Origin of the sequence: Thermosynechococcus sp. HY596, from assembly GCF_030518715.1 — a bacterium.
In the GTDB taxonomy this organism is placed as follows: Bacteria; Cyanobacteriota; Cyanobacteriia; order Thermosynechococcales; family Thermosynechococcaceae; genus Thermosynechococcus.
In genome coordinates this window covers 2,335,475-2,353,356 of the sequence record NZ_CP130346.1, presented here as the reverse complement: position 1 = coordinate 2,353,356, position 17,882 = coordinate 2,335,475, and the positions used below count along the sequence as shown (strand labels likewise).

At 53.7% G+C, this 17,882-nt stretch carries 13 protein-coding genes and 1 pseudogene; 7 read left to right on the top strand and 7 right to left on the bottom strand.

Going from position 1 to position 17,882, the window contains the following annotated elements:
• Nucleotides 1–56: 56 nt before the first annotated feature.
• Nucleotides 57–401 (top strand): annotated as a pseudogene (locus QYC28_RS13220) (hypothetical protein); the annotation flags it as partial.
• Between the two features lie 3 nt (nt 402–404).
• Here the strand turns inward: QYC28_RS13220 and QYC28_RS11560 are convergent.
• Nucleotides 405–884 carry a hypothetical protein gene (locus QYC28_RS11560; RefSeq protein ID WP_302679524.1) on the bottom strand — a complete coding sequence of 160 codons (480 nt, stop codon included), beginning with the start codon at nt 882–884 and terminating at the stop codon, nt 405–407.
• A 152-nt stretch (nt 885–1,036) separates the two neighbouring features.
• Here QYC28_RS11560 and QYC28_RS11555 point away from each other — a divergent pair, with 152 nt between their 5' ends.
• Together QYC28_RS11555 and QYC28_RS11550 are read left to right on the top strand one after the other, a co-directional pair.
• The gene (locus QYC28_RS11555) at nt 1,037–1,336 is read left to right on the top strand and encodes a nucleotidyltransferase domain-containing protein (protein ID WP_149820981.1); all 300 of its coding nucleotides are present in this window, start codon (nt 1,037–1,039) and stop codon (nt 1,334–1,336) included.
• On the top strand, nt 1,336–1,797 hold the full coding sequence (locus QYC28_RS11550; protein WP_302679523.1) for a hypothetical protein: 462 nt from the start codon (nt 1,336–1,338) through the stop codon (nt 1,795–1,797). Before QYC28_RS11555 ends, QYC28_RS11550 begins: the two co-directional genes overlap by 1 nt.
• Here QYC28_RS11550 and QYC28_RS11545 read toward each other — a convergent pair.
• Together QYC28_RS11545 and QYC28_RS11540 are read right to left on the bottom strand one after the other, a co-directional pair.
• Entirely contained in the window at nt 1,720–2,253 is a 534-nt protein-coding gene (locus tag QYC28_RS11545) for a hypothetical protein (protein WP_302679522.1), read from the bottom strand. The two genes, QYC28_RS11550 and QYC28_RS11545, sit on opposite strands and share 78 nt — an antisense overlap.
• 75 nt (nt 2,254–2,328) lie before the next feature.
• Complete coding sequence (locus QYC28_RS11540; protein WP_302679521.1) at nt 2,329–2,628, bottom strand: hypothetical protein; 300 nt, start codon at nt 2,626–2,628, stop codon at nt 2,329–2,331.
• Nucleotides 2,629–2,926: 298 nt separating this feature from the next.
• Between QYC28_RS11540 and phoU the strand changes: the two genes are divergently transcribed.
• On the top strand, nt 2,927–3,565 hold the full coding sequence (gene phoU / locus QYC28_RS11535; RefSeq protein ID WP_302679520.1) for a phosphate signaling complex protein PhoU: 639 nt from the start codon (nt 2,927–2,929) through the stop codon (nt 3,563–3,565).
• Nucleotides 3,566–3,697: 132 nt separating this feature from the next.
• Nucleotides 3,698–5,575 carry a caspase family protein gene (locus QYC28_RS11530; RefSeq protein ID WP_302679519.1) on the top strand — a complete coding sequence of 626 codons (1,878 nt, stop codon included), beginning with the start codon at nt 3,698–3,700 and terminating at the stop codon, nt 5,573–5,575.
• Here QYC28_RS11530 and QYC28_RS11525 read toward each other — a convergent pair.
• Together QYC28_RS11525 and yqeK are read right to left on the bottom strand one after the other, a co-directional pair.
• The gene (locus QYC28_RS11525; protein ID WP_149820969.1) at nt 5,572–6,417 is read right to left on the bottom strand and encodes an ABC transporter permease; all 846 of its coding nucleotides are present in this window, start codon (nt 6,415–6,417) and stop codon (nt 5,572–5,574) included. The genes QYC28_RS11530 and QYC28_RS11525 overlap by 4 nt on opposite strands.
• A gap of 45 nt (nt 6,418–6,462) precedes the next feature.
• A complete protein-coding gene (gene yqeK / locus QYC28_RS11520) occupies nt 6,463–7,113 on the bottom strand; it encodes a bis(5'-nucleosyl)-tetraphosphatase (symmetrical) YqeK (RefSeq protein ID WP_149820967.1) in 651 nt (216 codons plus the stop codon).
• A 353-nt stretch (nt 7,114–7,466) separates the two neighbouring features.
• Between yqeK and QYC28_RS11515 the strand changes: the two genes are divergently transcribed.
• Nucleotides 7,467–9,035: a serine/threonine-protein kinase gene (locus QYC28_RS11515; RefSeq protein WP_149820965.1), complete on the top strand. Its 1,569-nt coding sequence runs from the start codon at nt 7,467–7,469 to the stop codon at nt 9,033–9,035.
• Nucleotides 9,036–9,058: 23 nt separating this feature from the next.
• Here the strand turns inward: QYC28_RS11515 and nrdJ are convergent, their stop codons facing one another.
• Entirely contained in the window at nt 9,059–13,423 is a 4,365-nt protein-coding gene (nrdJ, locus tag QYC28_RS11510) for a ribonucleoside-triphosphate reductase, adenosylcobalamin-dependent (RefSeq protein ID WP_302679518.1), read from the bottom strand.
• A 156-nt stretch (nt 13,424–13,579) separates the two neighbouring features.
• Here nrdJ and QYC28_RS11505 point away from each other — a divergent pair, with 156 nt between their 5' ends.
• Nucleotides 13,580–14,818 (top strand): aspartate aminotransferase family protein, encoded by a 1,239-nt coding sequence (locus QYC28_RS11505; RefSeq protein ID WP_302679517.1) that lies wholly within the window; start codon nt 13,580–13,582, stop codon nt 14,816–14,818.
• Here the strand turns inward: QYC28_RS11505 and QYC28_RS11500 are convergent.
• Complete coding sequence (locus QYC28_RS11500; protein WP_302679516.1) at nt 14,815–17,796, bottom strand: FHA domain-containing protein; 2,982 nt, start codon at nt 17,794–17,796, stop codon at nt 14,815–14,817. The genes QYC28_RS11505 and QYC28_RS11500 overlap by 4 nt on opposite strands.
• Nucleotides 17,797–17,882: the final 86 nt, after the last annotated feature.

The following is a 17,882-nucleotide window of genomic DNA, read 5'->3' as shown; positions in this document are numbered from 1 at the left end:
CAAGATGACTAGACCTGCTATTTTCTAGCCCGCACAGTCCTATACCTTTCGACAACTACGCTCAACTGCGCATCGAGTATCCCCTCACCGTCAGTGACCAGCTTAAAGGCTCCCTCGACTACTACCTTTACGCTGTCGGCAAGCTGCTGGTGGTTGAAGCCCAAAATGCTGACCTTGCCAAAGGCTTTACCCAACTGGCCGTTGAACTGATTGCCCTCGACCAATAGACAGAGAGTCCGCAGCCCATCCTGCAAGGGGCAGTTTCCACCGGGGATATTTGGCAATTTGGCCTCCTGCATCGAGCGCAAAAGCAAATTCAACAAAGCCTAACCCTGTACCGCGTTCCCGACGATCTTGAGACTTTGATGCGGATTCTTGTTAAGATTTTGGAGCCAAATTAATTTTTACTCCTGCAACAACAATCGTAGTGCTGCCAAGACCCGCCGAGGATTCTGGTGATGCAGTGCCATGCCCAACCAATAGGCCGCTTCCTCCTGTCCCATTTCCTCAATCCCCATCACACAGGCCATCATTTTGTCGCGACTGCGCATCGGCGCCAACACCCGAAAAATTAACCCTAGCCGTAGTGCCACCTCTTCTGTCAGGGAATACACCTGAGGTTCATGGGGCAGTACTTTCCCCAGCTTCACGCGCGATCGCGCCAATTGCTGTAGCACCCGCTCTTCAATGAGGGCAAGATGTCGTCCTCCTAAGCCCCCCAAACGCAAGGGCTTCACCAGATCGGGCGTTGCTACCGCAGGTAGTTGCCACACCTCCATGTGCAGATCACTGGCACGGCTATAGGTCACCCGCAGTTGATAATTCGGCTGGCCAAGGGCAGACTCTAGGCTGGGAAGGGGAGCCGCTGTCGTTGTTGGGGTCATGCTACATCTCTAAGGTCTCAGGATCAATGCCCAGTTCTTGCAGTTTAGCTGCTGCCCGTGCCCACTGATGAAAATCTGCACTACCCAAACGGCAATCTTAGGCCCAGTCTCGACTTAAGATCAATTTAATAGAGGAATGAGCAGGCGATCGCATGCGCTTAACACCTGAACAAGTGACTGGCATTCGCTCTATTGTCAGCGAATTGGCGGGCGAAGAAGCCACCGTTCGCCTTTTTGGTTCTCGTATCTACGATGATCTGCGGGGCGGCGATGTCGATCTACTCGTGGAACTGCCCTATCCAGTGGTATCGCCTGCTCTACTGGCTGCCCGCCTTGCTGGCCGAATCAGCCGCTTTTTGGATGAACGCAATGTTGATGTGGTTTTAGCGGCACCCAATCTCCTCCGTTTGCCCATCCACGAGGTTGCCCGTCAAGAGGGGATTCTTCTGTGATGCTCGATTCGCGACTTGCTGCCCGCTGGCAGTATCTCTCCCAGTTGGTAGAGCGGGAAATTCTACGCTTGGAAGCCACTGACCGGCGTTTGTTTGACCAGCCTTTTACACCAGAGCGTGCTCGTCAATTGACTGAGGATGAGGATTTAGCCGAGCGAGTGGATGCTTTTGTCTGCCGCTTTAGTCGTCTCCAAGATACCGTTGGCGATAAGCTATTGCCGACCTATTTGGCTGTGCACGGCGAGCGTACGGCAACGTTTGCCCAGAATCTGGATCGGGCTGAAAAACTGGGTCTGATCCTCGATGCCCAAGCCTGGATAGATATGCGTAAGCTGCGCAATCAAATGGTGCATGAATACGTTGAAGATGCGGCAATTTTAGCTTCAGCGCTTGAGGCGGCTCATGGGTTTGTACCGGTATTGATTGCAACTGCTCGCCGTTTGCTCATAAACGCGACGTGAATTCCTCCTAGGTCGCAATTGAGGCACTTGCCTGCACATGGGCTGCCCCACCCCTTGGCGACAGAGGCGTTCTGTGACCTGCTCTGGGGTATTGCCCGCCAACTCTAACCCTTTGAAAAACTCGATCGCGTAGGTGGCATGAAGTTCTTTCTCACTGGCTGCTCGCATCTGTGCTGCCCAAAAGTCCTTCACAGGTCCTAGATCATTGAGATTGCCCTCGTACTCAAATTCGAGGTGACTGCCCGCCACTGTCTGACAGTTACCCTGCCACGAGACGGTTGTTTTCGTCTCAGGGAGTTGACAGACATAGGCCAGAATCACAAAGGCATCATTTCCCTCCTGTCCCGCCAACGCCCATGCAATTTCTCCCCAAGGAGTGCGTGCCAAAATGCCCGGTGCCAACTGGCGACCGTTGAGCGGATCCGCATTTTCACCATCAAAGGCAGCAACCCCCACCTTTTGCCGAGGCAGTAAGGCTGGATCAATAAACTCATTGAGGTGACTAGCATTTGCAAGATTGCCTAGGATATGTCACAGGGCGATAAGGGCATGGGTTTTCCCGCCGCCATAGCTGGTATCAAGGCGAAAAATTGCCCCCACCTGCTCATGGCTGCCCTGAAGTCGCTGGCAAACACTGGTGAGTAATTGCCGCAATCCCCGCGTGGGATGGGTATGGGCAAAAAATTGCTGTGGGTCTTGATAGGCGGGTGGTGCTTGACCGCGAATCACCTGCGCTAAATCTGCCGCGAAATCTGAGTCGACGATCTGCTCTTGACGGACATCCGCACGGGGCGTACACACTTGAAACAGGGACGGTAAACCCGCCTCCATGAATTGGGGTCTCCTAATTTAGCTTACTTAGAAGCCTCACAGTCTTTTGCCCTCACTTTACAGCTCTTTTCGCAATAATGGCACCTGCTCAACACAGCAGAAGCTGGCCTAGGATAGCCTCCCATTTCCTTCGATGTACCCCGTATTTGAGAAAAGCACTGTGGTGTCGTCACTGAATGTATCCCGAATTTATTTCGATAAAGAACTTATTAATACCAATTCAATTTGAAGATACCGCTAATGGTGGACTCGTTGCGATTTTATTAGGCTTAATGTTACAAAGAGCTGGTCTGAGGCCGTGGCCACCCATTTTGAACGGCAATTACAACGTCTGCGCAGTGACTTGCTGCGACTGGGGACACTGGTGGAAAGTGCCTGTCAGTTGGCCTATGGTGTCTTGATTGAGCGACATCTCCTCAGTGTCGAGCAGTTGATCCAAAGGGAGCGGGACATTGACCGCAGCGCCCAAGAACTCAATCGTGAGGCGATCGCCCTGCTGACATTGCAAGCCCCTGTGGCCGAGGATCTCCGATTTTTGGTCATGCTCTCGCACCTCTGCCGCGATCTAGAGCGGATCGGCGATTATGCCCTTGAAATTGGCCGTGCGGGTCAAACGCTGCTGCGCTATCCACCCCCACCCTACCTTGAGGACATCCGCGTGATGTTCCAGCGATCGCAACTGTTACTATCGGAAGCCCTATCCGCCATTGCTAATTTGGATCCTGAGGTCGGGCTAGCCCTTGCCAACTGCGATGATGCCGTCGATGCCGACTATCAACGTCTTTATGAGCGACTCTGCACCCCTTTGGATCCGCAAGAACCAGTGGAATTGCGCTTAATCCTCCTGCTGCTGATTCGCAACCTAGAGCGCATTGGTGATCATGCGGTAACCATTGGCCAGCGCGTCTGCTTCATTGTGCGGGGGGAAGACCCCTAGGAAAAATTGACGTTTTATGCTCGCTGTGCGCTGAATTGCGTCCACAACCTTTGAGAATAGAACTAGTCCTAATTCATAAGTGTTGTCGTGCCTGTGCTCGAATCTGAGGATGGGCCTGCTGGGAGGTAAGGCATGAGGTTAAGCCGTCGTTCTTTTTTGTACGGTGCTGCGGCACTGACACTGATGCCGTGGGTTTGGCAAACGGCAGGCGGCTCCTTGGCAGACTCTCTTCGTCCGTGGCGAGCACTCCTGATTGGCATTAACCACTATCCCCAGTTGGTGGGTGTGCCCCCTTTAGGCGGTTGTCTAACGGATGTTGAGCTAGTGAAAAACCTATTGCTAGATGGCTGGGGGCTAGCGGACAGTGACATTACGCTACTGACGGAACAGGCGGCAACCCTCGATGCGGTTCAAGAAACCCTAGGGGTGCTGGAGCACGCTGGTCAGCCCCTGTTAGTTTACTTTAGTGGCTACGGCACGCTTTGGCAGCAACAACCAGCACTGGTTTTCGCCGATGCCACAGCAGCAGGTGAGGGCATCTTACCGCTTGCTGAATTACTGCGTACCAAAGGGGTACAGGTATGGCTCGACACCCGCTTTAGCCCGCCACCCATTGAGGGGGAGATGTTGCGCTGGCGATTTGTGCCGTTGCAACCTGTAGAGAGCCGTGGCACAGGCCAAGTTCCCAAGGATCATCTGCTCTGGGTCGATTTGGGGGTAGAAACGCACCTGAATGGCGTTCCTATGGGACTCTTTACTGCTAGTTTGAGCCATTATCTAGCGGCTTTGGGGGGCGATCGCCCCTTGGCGACCAGCCTGATGTACACCGCCGATGAACTGCGCTGGCAAACTGGGGCAGAAATTCATCTCGTCAGCGATGGATTGCCGGGGAATGTCCCCCTACCCCACGGCTTTGATGGTGTGGTGCAAAGTACCGGTCACGATCGCGCCCTTCAAATCTGGTGTGGCGGCCTCAGTCCTTGGCTATTAGCCCATTGTCATCCCCACAGTCGTTGGAGCACTGCCGATGGTGCCACGGTCGTTGACATGGTTAGTTTTAATGGCATCATGGCTCAGGGGGTAAGTGGTCAGCCCCTGCAAGTGGGCGATCGCCTCTATGAGCAACAACGGCGCCTAGGGAAAAATCTGCAGCTACAAGTGGCACTAGACCCCAAGCTGAGCAAGATTGAGCGGGTAGATGCCATCAATGCGCTGACCAACGAAGAGAACGTTGCTGTGCTCAACGGCAGTGAGTCGCTGCCAGATGTGGTTCTCACTAGAAGTGCCACAGGGGGTAGCTATGGATTGGAATGGCCGGTGGGAACGTTGCTCCAACACAGTTGCACAGGGACCAATGAAGCCGCCAAAGCCAGCATCCGTCGCTTGAACCCCCTGCTGAATGCCCTGCTGGCTCAAAAATGGCTGACACTGACCTTGAACCCCACCTCTAGTCAGGTGGCCGTGTGTACAACCCTTGAGCAACTATCGCCAACCGCAAAACTCCTGAGCCGCCAATCCCCCCCCCGCAGCCCCAATCCCCTGCCGGAGGTTCTGAGCACCAAGCTGCCAGCCACGAACTTAGACACCCCCCTCACCTTGGCCAAGGGGGATACTTGCCGCTGGAGCCTCTACAACTATGGCGATCGCCCCCTCAACATTGTTGCCGTTGCTTGGGATAGCAGTCAGGGGATTCTCCTGCTGCCACTGCAAACGCAGTCGTGGCAGTTGGTGGTTGCGCCGGGCTTGAATATTCCCCTTTATACGTGGACGCTGAATCGTCCTTGCCAATGGCTGAAGGTCTTTATCATCAGCAGCCACCGCCCCCTGACTCGTTTTAGCCAACTGAGTAGCCACCCTAGCCATTCAGAGCCATTGCTAATTTCTGGTGAGGATAGTCTTGCCTTGGTTCTCGGTCTGCTAGGGGATCTCAGCAGTGAACCGGAGGGGAATGAGTTTTGCTTGGATGTGCGGGAGTGGTGTACCCAAGGCTTCACGCTGCGGGTGGTCTAGGCCAAGCGCCGCCGCAACAGGGGTTGAATGAGTAGGCTCATCCCTACGGCAACCGCCAAAAGAATCAGCAGCGCTGCTCCCAAGCTTAGGGATCCCCAAGGCGCCACCATGACCACATCACTAAACTGCCAGTCAGGATGTAAATAGACATAGCGAATCGGTTCAATCGCCAAACTGAGGGGGTTGAGGCTGGCAATCCACTGCAACCAGCGCGGCATAAACGACAGGGGCACCAAGGCAGTACTGGCAAAGAGTAACGGCAGGTTGATCACAAAAATCACCGCCAACAGTTCAATGTGACCGGGCAAGGCAAAGGTGAGTCCGAGACTTAGGGCTGTCACACCAAAAACCAAGATTAGTACGGTGGCCAAAACAACCCCAATGCCCGCTAAATTCGGTAGCCCGGTCCCTAGCAGCACCCCTAGGCTGGCGATCGCCACCACCTGAATCAAACTCAGGGTTGTGATGAACAAAGCCGAGGCCAACACAATTGAAAACCGCGAAGCCAATGGCGCCACCAACAGCCGATTCAAAAAGCCAAACTCACGGTCAAACATCACCGGCAGCCCCGCATTGAGGGCGCCACTAAAGGCGGTAAAGACAATAATACCGGCACAGAGAAACTGACCATAATTGGTACTCTCGCCAAACAGACCCTGCGGCACATTCTGGAAGAGAGCCCCAAAGAGGATCAGCCAAATCAAGGGTTGTACCACCCCCGCCACCAGTGTTGAAGGGCGCCGTTGCAGTTGGATAAACAGGCGACGGGTCAAAGCGAGCGTTTCCTGAATGAATTCACCTGAGAAAATACCGGGAACAGCCCTTGCTGAAGCAGTGGTCATAACGCAACTCCGAGATCAAACCCGTTTTCTAGGGTAGCAAGGCCTCTAAACCTTGGCGGCGCCTTTCTTTTCGCTCTTTTTCGGTTTTGCTGGTGCCACCTGCATTGCCCAGTTGCGGGTGAGGATCATGCGGGGGTGAATTAAACGGTGCTGGTCAACCAACCACAACAGCGTGCGATCGCACACCCGCCACACCGCCTCCTGTAAATTTTGGTGAGCCACCTTGCGCAATTCCTCTAGCTCCACCGTCTGGCCTCGCCCCGGCTCCAAGCTATCCGCCAGAAACACAACACAACTCAAGGCATCCATTCCCGGTTGACCCAAGGTATGGTTGGCAACGGCTGCTAAGACCTGTTCATCGGTAATACCAAATTGCTGTCGCGCCACAAGGGCACTCACATCCGCGTGAAGCAGGTGGGGATCCGCCTCATCCACCTCCGTAATCGGCAGCCCCGCCTCCCGTGCCATGCTCAATAGCCGCTCCGGCGGAAAGTACTTTGCCAAATCGTGTAATAACCCCGCCCAAGCAGCGCGATCCACATCCAAACCGTGGTGTAGGGCTAGCTCCGCTGCCATCGTTTCTACCCGCAGGATATGTTGGAGTCGAGGTGCAGGCACATTCTCCGTCAACCACGCCAAAACCTGCTGGCGATCGCACAGCGAATCTTTAGCATCAGTTGTCACAAGCGGGGTCATAGCCAAAGCCACAGCAGGGATGATGAAGTGCTACCCTTGTATCATACCGAAGGCTCTTTTCACAAGGTTGGGAAACCCTTAAAACAGTCAAAGCTACTGTCGAGCAGGATCAGCTTCGTCCCTATGCATCCCATATTTTAGGAAAGGGCTGTAAGCGTTTTGTCCAACTTCCGTAATTTCACGGATAGGGTGAGGCAAAGAAAAAAGAGTATCGTAAAAGTACGGAGTCGTCCTGTGGAAGCTATTGAATCATACTAGCGGTGGGGGCACATTCCTGTGAGCTGTGACTTGAAAACAGGTCACCCTATCACCCTTCCCCCTGTTGAACGTGCTATTCATCCCCTTGGCTGCCTATGAGTTACTGCCTAAACCCAAACTGTGTCAAGCCAGAAAACCCCGATCATGTAGAGGTTTGCCAATCCTGTGGCAGCAAATTGTTGCTCAACGATCAATACAAAGCCATTAAGGTGCTGGGGCGGGGAGGGTTTGGTACTACCTTTTTGGCCGTGGATACAAAACTGCCCGGCAACCCCAGTTGTGTGATTAAACAATTACGGCCAGCCGCCACTGCTCCCCATATCTTGGCCATGGCGCGGGAACTCTTTTTGCGGGAAGCGACCACCCTCGGCAAAGTTGGCAACCATCCACAACTGCCGCGTTTGCTTGGCTACTTTGAAAATGAAAATGAGTTCTATCTCATCCAAGAATATGTGGGTGGCCTCACCCTGCAACAGGAGGTCAAACGCTTTGGCCCCAAAAGCGAAGAAGAGGTGAAGCAGGTTTTGCAGGAAGTGCTGCCCATCCTTGATTACCTACACAAAAATGGTGTGATCCACCGTGACATTAAGCCTGCCAACTTGATCCGCCGTGATATTGACAACAAGCTAGTGCTCATTGACTTTGGTGCAGTCAAAGACAAAGTCACCCAGGCGATGGTGGAAAATGCCCCAGAGCTATCCACATTTACCAGCTTTGCCGTGGGAACGCCCATGTATGCGCCGCCGGAGCAAATGGCCATGCGTCCCATCTATGCCAGCGATATTTACGCTCTGGGTGTCACCTGTGTTTATCTCCTCACTGGTAAATCACCCAAAGAGATTGAGCGAGATCCGCACACGGGGGAATGGCATTGGAAGCGGTACGTCAAAAATATCTCCCCTGGGTTTGCCGCTCTCCTCGACAAAATGCTGGAGGATAGCGTTAAAAACCGTTACCAAAGCGCGATCGATGTCCTAGCCGATCTCCAGCTCCTTGATTGCCAAGAAACACCTGCGCTGGCTGCCCCTACCGTTACAGCAGAGGATGATGACCTCAGTAATGCCCTTGCAGCCCCTCCCAGCCAAGGCCGACCCCGTGGATCAGCTCAGTCCTCTAGTTATGCCTCCTCTGTGCGTCAAAATGCTGCAGCAGCTCGGTTGCGGCAATCGCGGATGACAGGATCTCCATGGGGTGGGCCGCCAGTTGTGGGGGCAGGCTCGGGTCAGCATCTGCGCCCCAAAGTCACCGTACGGATGACGGCTGCCCAAGTGCTAACGGCCTATAAGCGGGGAGAACGGGATTTTGTGGATGTCGACCTCTCCAATGTGGTATTGCGCAATGCCGATCTCTCCGGTGCCAATTTTGCCAATGCCAATTTTACCAATGCTGATTTGAAGGGTTGTATCCTCACCAATGTGGTCTTGCGGGAAGCCAATCTTCAAGGAGCTAACCTGAGTGATGCCAATCTCTGCGGTGCCTATCTGGTGCAAGCCAACTTTGAGCGGGCAAATTTGAAGGGAGCAAAATTGCAGGATGCCTCGATCTCAGGAGCCAACTTTACCGGTGCCGATATTTCTGGGGCAGACTTCAGTATGGTCTCTGGAATGGTTCAAGGCCAACTCGATCGCGCCAAGAAGAACTGGTTTACAAAGTTGCCTAAATAGAGGGGCGAGTTTGCCCCCTTTTCCTAGGACATTAGACACTTATCGGAGTCGCAGCCCGCAGGTCCTGCTTCCATGAGGGGTTGGGTATAGCGGGAGAGGGCTTCATGGAAATCATGGATCCGCTTGCGCCGAGCAACCGCAGTGACTTCCTGCTCGTACCGTTCTTTGCTAATGGGTTCAAAGGGCAGACGCGGGAATGTTTCATGGGCATCAAAGCGTGCCAAGAGCGCCGCAGAGATATACCCTTGATCCTGCTGAATCGCCGTGTAAATTGCCGTGGCAAGGGGTTCGACTTCAGGTTCCCGTAGCTCAATGGTGGCACTGGTGTTGTGGGTGGTGTAGTGCTGCTGCACCTGCATATAGAAGTCAAACTGCGCCAAGGCCGAAAACTGGCTAATATCAATCGTGTCTGCCCCCGGCAGATCTGCCCAAGAGACGGCAACGGGAATTTCCACTAGCCACTCGGTACACCGTGGATCAAAGGGATCATCAAGAAGTTTCCCTGTCTCATCCTTATCGGACTGGGAGGGAATGATATTGTAGCCAAAGTCATAGCAGGCCATGGCCACGGGGTCGCCCTTGCGGAAGGTAATCCGTCGAATAAAGCGTTGGGCTTTGGGGGGATGCCAGCCGGGAGAGGCACCCGTCAACAGGGATTTGGTACCGGAGGGTTGGACGGTGGTACAGCGATTGGGGCGCTTGAGGCCGTGGCGATCGCAATACTCCCAGACGGTCTCATGGACAATTTGCCGCCAGCGTTGCAGGAAGGCTGCCTCTTGGGCTTTGAATTCGCGCCCTTGGGGGGTATCCGGTCGTCCCGCGGCCCACCATTCCAGCCAAGGCACACCAAAGGCATGAACACAGAAGTCAAATAGCCCCGTAAAACTGACGCCAACAATGGGATCAATCGCGCGGGAGTATTGATAGCGATCGACAACAAAGCGATGGTTCAATAGCGCTGCCACTGAGAGCGCACCAGCCTTGAAGGCTTTTTCCTGTGTGATCGTATCCGCTGGATCAATTTGATTCAGGTGGATTTCCGCAAGGTTGCAGTGGAAATCAGCACCAATAATTTCACCGCAATTGTGAGCAACAAAGCCATTGGCATCAAAGCAATTCGGGCCGGGCACGGTACAGTCATACACTGGCTCAATGCCATCGGGAGTAATTGACTCAACGACAACTGTAAAGCGTTCGGGAGGTAAGGAGTCATTATGGGCGATCGCCCCCAATTCCAGAACCCGAGCCAGCGTTGTGAGATTATCCCCTTGGATAACTAGGGATGATTCTGCAACCACCGAAACGATTCCCAAACGCAGTAGCATGCGCTGAATAAGTGAAGCTAGTTGTCGATCCCCCAGTGTGACATGCAGCCGTGGTATTGATGTTAACTGAGTCGTCACGAAAATCTCTCGGAGGAACCCGCAGTAGAATGCATAGCTGCCTTCTTCGATGGTGATTAGGCGAAAGTTCTTTTCTAAGCTATGGGGGAGTACAGCTATCCAGTCGTTTTGGCGGTGTTCAATCCCTGTGAAACAGCCTGCTGCTTGGGTTTGCACAGCAGCGCTTCCTATGGCAACTTGATAAAGGGCTTGAGCGGTGTAACGGCCTTCTTCCCAAGTTCCCTTACCACCCCAAGGAGTTAGATCACGGTGATTGTGCAAAAGAAGGCGATCGCCTGCGTGCAATTGACCTGCTTCTACCCATTCCGTGTATTGTCTTTTCGGGGTTTGGGCGGTCACTTTCAGCAAACGATGGTTCGCGGTGAGCCGTAGGGTATAGCCTTCACGGGTGGTGAGTTTGAGAACTGGCTGGATACCACTCAGGAAAAAGCCAGCGGCGGTGGTACTAAACAATTTGCCATTGACATAGGTGCCGTGCTGTTGGCCGATCAAATCTTTGACTTGGCGCGGCCCTACTTCTGTGAGTACCCACGTATCGCTTGTAACACAGGGATTGAGGCCATAACGACCCAAGCGGTGAGCCAGCTCCCGTTGATCGATAGTGGGCAACAGTTGCCGCAAAAACGCCTCCCCCTGTTGATTTTCATAGGCACGGAGGAAGGCCTGCTTGAGATCCGCTGTAGTCAAAAGATCGGCATTGGCGCGGGCAACGGCCTCCCCGGCCCATTGAATGGCACCTTCCCCTGAATAGAACTGACTGCGCACGGCATTGATACATTCCTCGAGACTGGGCTTGGTGTGAAAGACACGGGTGTGGTTGGCCATCCGCAGCGCATCCCGCTTCGGATCAATTCGCCAATTGCCTTGCTCATCCTGTTGCCAGAGATTTTGTTTAGCCTGGGCAAAAGCTTCATCCTCACTTGCCCCCTGACGCATACCAGCGCTGTTGTGCATCAGATAACCATCACAGTAAAAACAGTGGGCATCTTTGACCTCAATATCATAGGTCTGAACATAGTCATAGCTGCCTAGTTCTTTTACTGTTACGGGAATATCAAGACTAACTTCAGCTTCAGCAATATACCTCTCGTAATTGGCATCCACGCTTCGGGAACCTTCAAAACCCATTTCCCGCATTTGGCTATAGGTATAGGTTTCCCGCATCATGGTTGCAGGAATTGTAAAGCCATGGGCTTCCTGTCCTTGATGAATTTTACCTTTCAAGGAATACGGTGCAATGAGACTGTTGTAGCGAGCCTTAAAAGCTGGTAGTTTGAGGTGATATTTGAGTTGCCAATGCTCTTTTTGGGGGAGCGTGACACCGATTCGAACAGCAATTCCCAAACTAGATAAAAGAGCGCTAACTTGACGAGCAAATTTAGGATATACAGTCGTTAATAGGTAAGGTGGCCGCCCACAGGCAGAACCGTCACTATCCACTAGACCTGCTAAGTAAGCGCAACGCACCTCAACCGTTCCCTGCAAGATAAAGCTAGGGACTTCTAACGGTTGTTTAGGTTGCTTAATATAGCGGTGAAAGTATTCTGCAAGATGAATAGAGGTTACTCGCGATCGCAAGGTATTCTCACCTTCAATACACTCTTGTCTGGCTTGTACACCGAAGAGAGTAAGAGCACAGTTGATTTTAGTATGAATCTGCTGAGCAAGCTTGGAATCTAAACTGTTGTAAACCCAACAAATGCTACCAAAGGGTTTGTTGTACTTGTTGCGTCCCAAGCTAACATAACCATCCCCGTGGGTAAAGCCAATTAACCAAGCAACATCAGCCGTCAGTTCTGGAATAGTGATTGCTTGAGAAGTATGACTACCGCGTGGTCGAGAATCAGTAAAGTCTGATGGCAAATGAGTAACTGTACCGGGTAAAACTTGAGTATTGTGAAGCAGGCGATCGCCCGGGTTTAAGGCATTGACAAATTTCCAGTGAATTCCCCCTGAAACATCCGCAAGAGTTGCGATCCGATGGTTTAGGGTAGCTCGCAGCAAGGGACCATTTGTTATTACTTCATAAGCCTCTTGGTAGCCTTGGTCAAATTTCTGGGTTACTTGCCGAAACCCTAAGGGCGTTTGCACCCAGTCCCCCACTTGGATGTCTTTGATAGGGATCAGTCCCTTGCTTGTGTGTACCAAAGCATCCTCAGGCAAACAACGCCTCACATTGCCAGCAACAACCACAACGGCTGCCTCATCAATCAGCAGACAACACTCCACAGAGGTCAACTGGCGACCCACCGCCGCATTCAACAGTGCCGCGCAGCGATGGTAGAGGTCTGGCAGCTTTACTGGATTGGCAACTCCCCCAAACCCCTTGAGCCGCTCGCCCGTAGGACGCACATCACTAATGTCAATCGTCACCTGAACTGAACCAGCGAGTTGAGGGTTGCTGGCGAGTTCAAGCAGCGTTTGGTAGGACTTCACCCACCCTTGGCGGCTATCCCCCACTTTGATTTGACAGGTCTGCCCCGTGAGTATTACAGTTGTTTGCTCTTGACGCGCTTCCTTGGGGGTTTGACCAATTTGACCAATGACAGTCACCTCAAGGCGATTGCAAATCGGCGGCAACTGGGAGATGTATTTCTGCTCTAGAATCGCCCCTGTGCCACAGCCCTGCATGGCCAAGTCCATCATCAGGCCAAAGGAATCCCAATCCACGACATTGGTGCTGGTGCAGTTGTAGGCACCGGAAAAGTTCTCGGGCTGGCGCACCCAATCCGTTCCTCCCACCCACAACCAACGGCCAGAGGGCAGTGCCTTCAAGTCCTGCTGCATTTCCCGGAGAAGGGCAACTTCTGCTGCGGTGAGGTGCCCCACTTCCTGTAGTCCTTGCAGGGTGCGATCGCACACCTGTTGCCAACTCTCCCGCTCGCCCGCTTCATTTTGGCGGCTGTAGGTGCGGTAAAACACGGGATAGGCTGTGGGAGCCGTAGCGGGGAAGCTGGTTTGAGGACGGGGAGGATTTTGCACCATAGGGGCAGGACTCAATGGCGGAATACTAGGTGTAGTGTACCGAAGCAATCCTTGGGGGTCAATAAGCACTAATTCTAGAGAGACCTGTAACTCCCCTGCCACAGCGAGAGGGAGATGCTAAGATAGCAGGAAGTTTTTGCTTTGAGTCCAGAGTCAATGGTTGCTGCTCTCCCAACGTCCTTCAGTACCGATGCCTTTGACCAAGTGGTGATGACCACCTATGGCCGCTTTCCCATTACGCTCGTGCGCGGTGAAGGCTGCCGTGTTTGGGATGATCAAGGCCGCAGCTATCTGGACTTTGTGGCGGGAATTGCCACCTGTACCCTCGGTCATGCCCATCCGGCTTTGGTGGAGACAGTCAGCCGCCAAATGCAAACGCTACACCACGTCTCAAATCTGTATTACATTCCCCAACAGGGGGCACTGGCGCAGTGGTTGGTGGCTCACTCCTGCGGCGATCGCGTCTTTTTCTGCAATTCCGGGGCTGAAGCCAACGAAGCCGCCATTAAACTGGCCCGTAAATACGCCCATACCGTTCGCCACATTGCCAACCCGATCATCATTACGGCACAGGCTAGCTTCCACGGGCGTACCCTCGCCACGATTACCGCTACGGGTCAACCCAAATACCAACAACACTTTGACCCCCTAGTGCCCGGCTTCGCCTATGTTCCCTACAACGATTTTGCGGCATTGCAGACTCTTGTTGAGCAGCTAGATCGATCCCAGCCCCAAGTGGCCGCTATTCTGTTGGAACCGTTACAGGGAGAAGGGGGAGTCCGTCCTGGCGATCGCCCCTACTTTGAGCAGGTACGCCAACTCTGTACCGAAAAAGGCATTCTCCTGATTTTTGATGAAGTGCAAGTGGGCATTGGTCGCACCGGATTCCTGTGGGGCTATGAAACCCTCGGTGTCGAACCCGATATTTTCACCTCCGCCAAAGGCCTTGCTGGCGGCGTTCCCATTGGTGCCATGATTGCCAAGGAGTTTTGTGCTGTCTTTCAGCCGGGGGATCATGCCAGTACCTTTGGCGGTAACCCCTTGGCCACGGCAGCAGCGCTCACGGTTTGTGAAACCCTTGAAAAAGAGAATCTCTTCGAAAATGTGCGCGATCGCGGGCAGCAACTGCGGACAGGACTACGCGAACTAGCAGCAACCTATCCCCAGCTCATTGCTGAGGTACGCGGCTGGGGACTGATCAACGGTCTGGAACTGCAACCCGACACCCCCCTCACCGCTGCTGAAGTCGTCAAAGCTGCCCTTGCTGAGGGGCTATTGCTGGTGCCGGCGGGGCCGCAGGTGGTGCGCTTTGTCCCTCCTCTCATTGTCAGTGCTGCCGAGATTGATATGGCCTTAGGGGCAGTGAGCCGAGCCTTTGCCCACTTAGCAGCCTAAAGCACATCCTTGCGTTTTTGAAAGACCCCCACTAGTCCCAGCATGAGGGCAATAATGCCCCCTAAGCGCAGGTTATTGACGGTGACATTGGCGTTGAACGTGTGCCTCTGAAGACTCCAAAAGCGATCAATAAGAGCTTCACCGCTGGCGATCGCCCGCCCCCGCTGCTCTTTCCAGAGGGCAAATTGGTCTTGCCAGCGCTCCATGGCCGCCTGATAGTCTTTGACCCGTTGATTGTACTCCTCGACGCGATCGCGATAGGCCTGATCAAACTCTAAGACCGAATTGGGCAGTGGCGGTGGATCACCCGGTTCCGGAGGTTGTGGGGGTTCGGGTTCATCTACAGCGGGGTGGTACTCCTTGCGCACGCCGGGAAAGCGGCAACGTTGAAAGAGGTTATCATCAAAACACGGACATTGCTCTAGGGCTTCAGGACTGAGTTTCTCCCGTTCAGATTTGGATTGCTGCCAGCAGGCATCCCGCGCCACATCCTGACCAAAACCGAAGAGGGACACCACATTGGCATAACTCCAGCGGGTCAACGTCACATCACTGATTAGATTGCCCACGCCCCCTAGATCCTTCAGAGGAATAATTGCTCCAGCAAAGGTAATCTGCGGTACCAAAAAGAGAATCGTTAACAAGGGAGCCACGGTTTGCGTCGGCGAGAGGGCAGAGACCAGTAACCCCATCACCATGCCACCAAAGGTGGCCAGAAACAGCGTTAGATACAAGCCAGCGATCGCCCCAATACCGAGGCTCAGATCGATCGCCAAAAACTTCACCGCCAAAAAAACCGCTGCTTGGTACAGTGCCAGCACCACTGCTGGGCCAAGCTTGGAGAAAATATAGGGCCACAGCCCCAACCCCACCATCCGTTCGCGGCGATAGATCTCCAGTTCCTTAACAATTTCCCGCATCGTCGCTAGGCTGCCCACCATCACCGCAATCAGCACAGTAACAAAGGCCATCGTAAATGCCTGCCCCGCATCCCCCTGATCCGGATCGAGAATCGTTGGCTTCCAGAGGACAAAATCCAAGGCTCCCAAAATCGGCGCGAGGGAGAGCATGAGAATGAGTGCCGCCCGATCCTGTCGCAAAATGGCCAAGTTTCGCTGGGTGAGGATCCACCACTGCCGCCACGGTGCCACTTGGGGAATCGTTGCTTTTTGGCGTTGCGGTTGAACTTGACGGGTTGCCCCCGTATCCACGTTGAGGGGACGCTGCCGCTCCACCACATAGGTTTGATACAGATGAGACCGGCGATAGCGCTGCTGCCACACCGCTGGATTTGGTTCGCTCTCAATCTTGAGGTAAATTTCATCAAAATCTTGGACATCAAAATAGCTAAGGGCCTGATCCGGTGGCCCAAAATAGGCAAGGTGGCCGCCCCGTGCCAAAAACACCACCAAATCGCAGAGCATGACATTCTTAGTCGCATGGGTAATCAGTAAAATCGTTCGCCCCTGATCTGCCAACTGCCGCAACAGCCGCATCATCTGGGTTTCTGTGCCCGGATCCAAGCCAGAAGTGGCTTCATCCAAGAAAAATAAACTGGGGCGGGTGAGCAATTCCACACCAATCGACACCCGTTTGCGCTGACCGCCACTCAGTTGTTTCACCAGTACATTGCGACGAGATGTTAACTCCAATTCCGCAAGGACGCGGTTCACCTGTTCCTGTCGCTCTTGATCGCTAAAATCAGCAGGTAAGCGCAGTCGTGCCGCATAGTCCAAGGCCTGAGCCACCGTTAGCTCGCTGTGGATAATGTCATCCTGAGGCACATAGCCAATCTGGGTGCGATAGGTGCCAAAGTAGCGGTACAGATCATAGCCGTTGACAAGTACCGTACCCCCCGTAGCAGGACGAAAGCCATTGAGGGCATCGAGGAGTGTTGATTTACCGGCACCACTGCCGCCAACAATCGCGACAAACTCGCGGGGCAAAATTGAAAGGGAAATATCTTGCAGCAGCTTCGCCCCCTTGGCCGTGGTTTTGCTGAGGTGGATGGCATCGAGGCGCAGATTACCACTGTCATTGTGGGGAACAATGGTTTCGTCGGGCGTAAACAGCGAGCTATAGGGGCCAATGCGCACCAAAGCCCCCGTGGGTAAAGGCACGGGTTTGCGGGGTTCAAGGCGCTGGTTATTGATGAAGGTGCCGTTGGCAGAGTCGAGATCGACAATGTACCACTGTCCTTCCTGAAGGTAGAGGCGGGCATGAAACCGCGAGACGACCGGATGATCCAGTACCATATCATTGCTGGGATCTCGGCCAATCCGCACCTGCTGGCGATCGCGCAGTTGGAGGGGGCGCGTTTGCTCCACAACCTCCGTGGCGGGCATCAACAAGTAGGTCAGCCGCAGGAATTCCCCCACATGGATCACATCCCCCGGTGCCAAGGCATGTTCGCTAATCGTTGTGCCTCGCCAGTGAAGGCCATTCTTGCTGCCCAAGTCAATAATTTTGTAATGCTCTCCCGATCGCACCAGCTTGGCATGGTGAAAGGACACAAAGGGATGGTCAATGGTGATGTCCGCCTTCGGATCCCGACCGAGAACCAGTTCCTCCTTCAGCAGCGGAAATTCCTGCAACCACTGGGGCGTTGCCACCTGCAAGATCGGCGTACTGGCAGCCCCCATCACCACCGTGCCCGGCAGTTCCGTTGTTGCCATGCCATCTGGATCAAAAATGGCTTCAAAGTCACCGATTTGTAGGCGATCGCCCGCCTTTAGAGCCACAGGGGTGCGTGGCCGCAGCTTCGTACCATTCAAAAAAGTGCCGCTGGCGCTCCCAAGATCCGCCACTTGATAACCCGTCTCCGTGGGAATAATCAAGGCATGGTGGCGGGAAATCCCCTCACCGACGAGAATCACTTGGCTTTGGGGGTCGGTACCGATAAGCAGGCGATCGCGCCCCAGTTGAATTTGCTGTCGTGAACCATCAGCCGCTAAAAGGTTGAGAATGGGCACTGCCATACCGCTTGTTTAGAAACCCCACTTCATTTTGTCACTAGAGCCAGAGTAAGAATTTTCTATTACAGGAACAAGAAAAAACCCTAAAG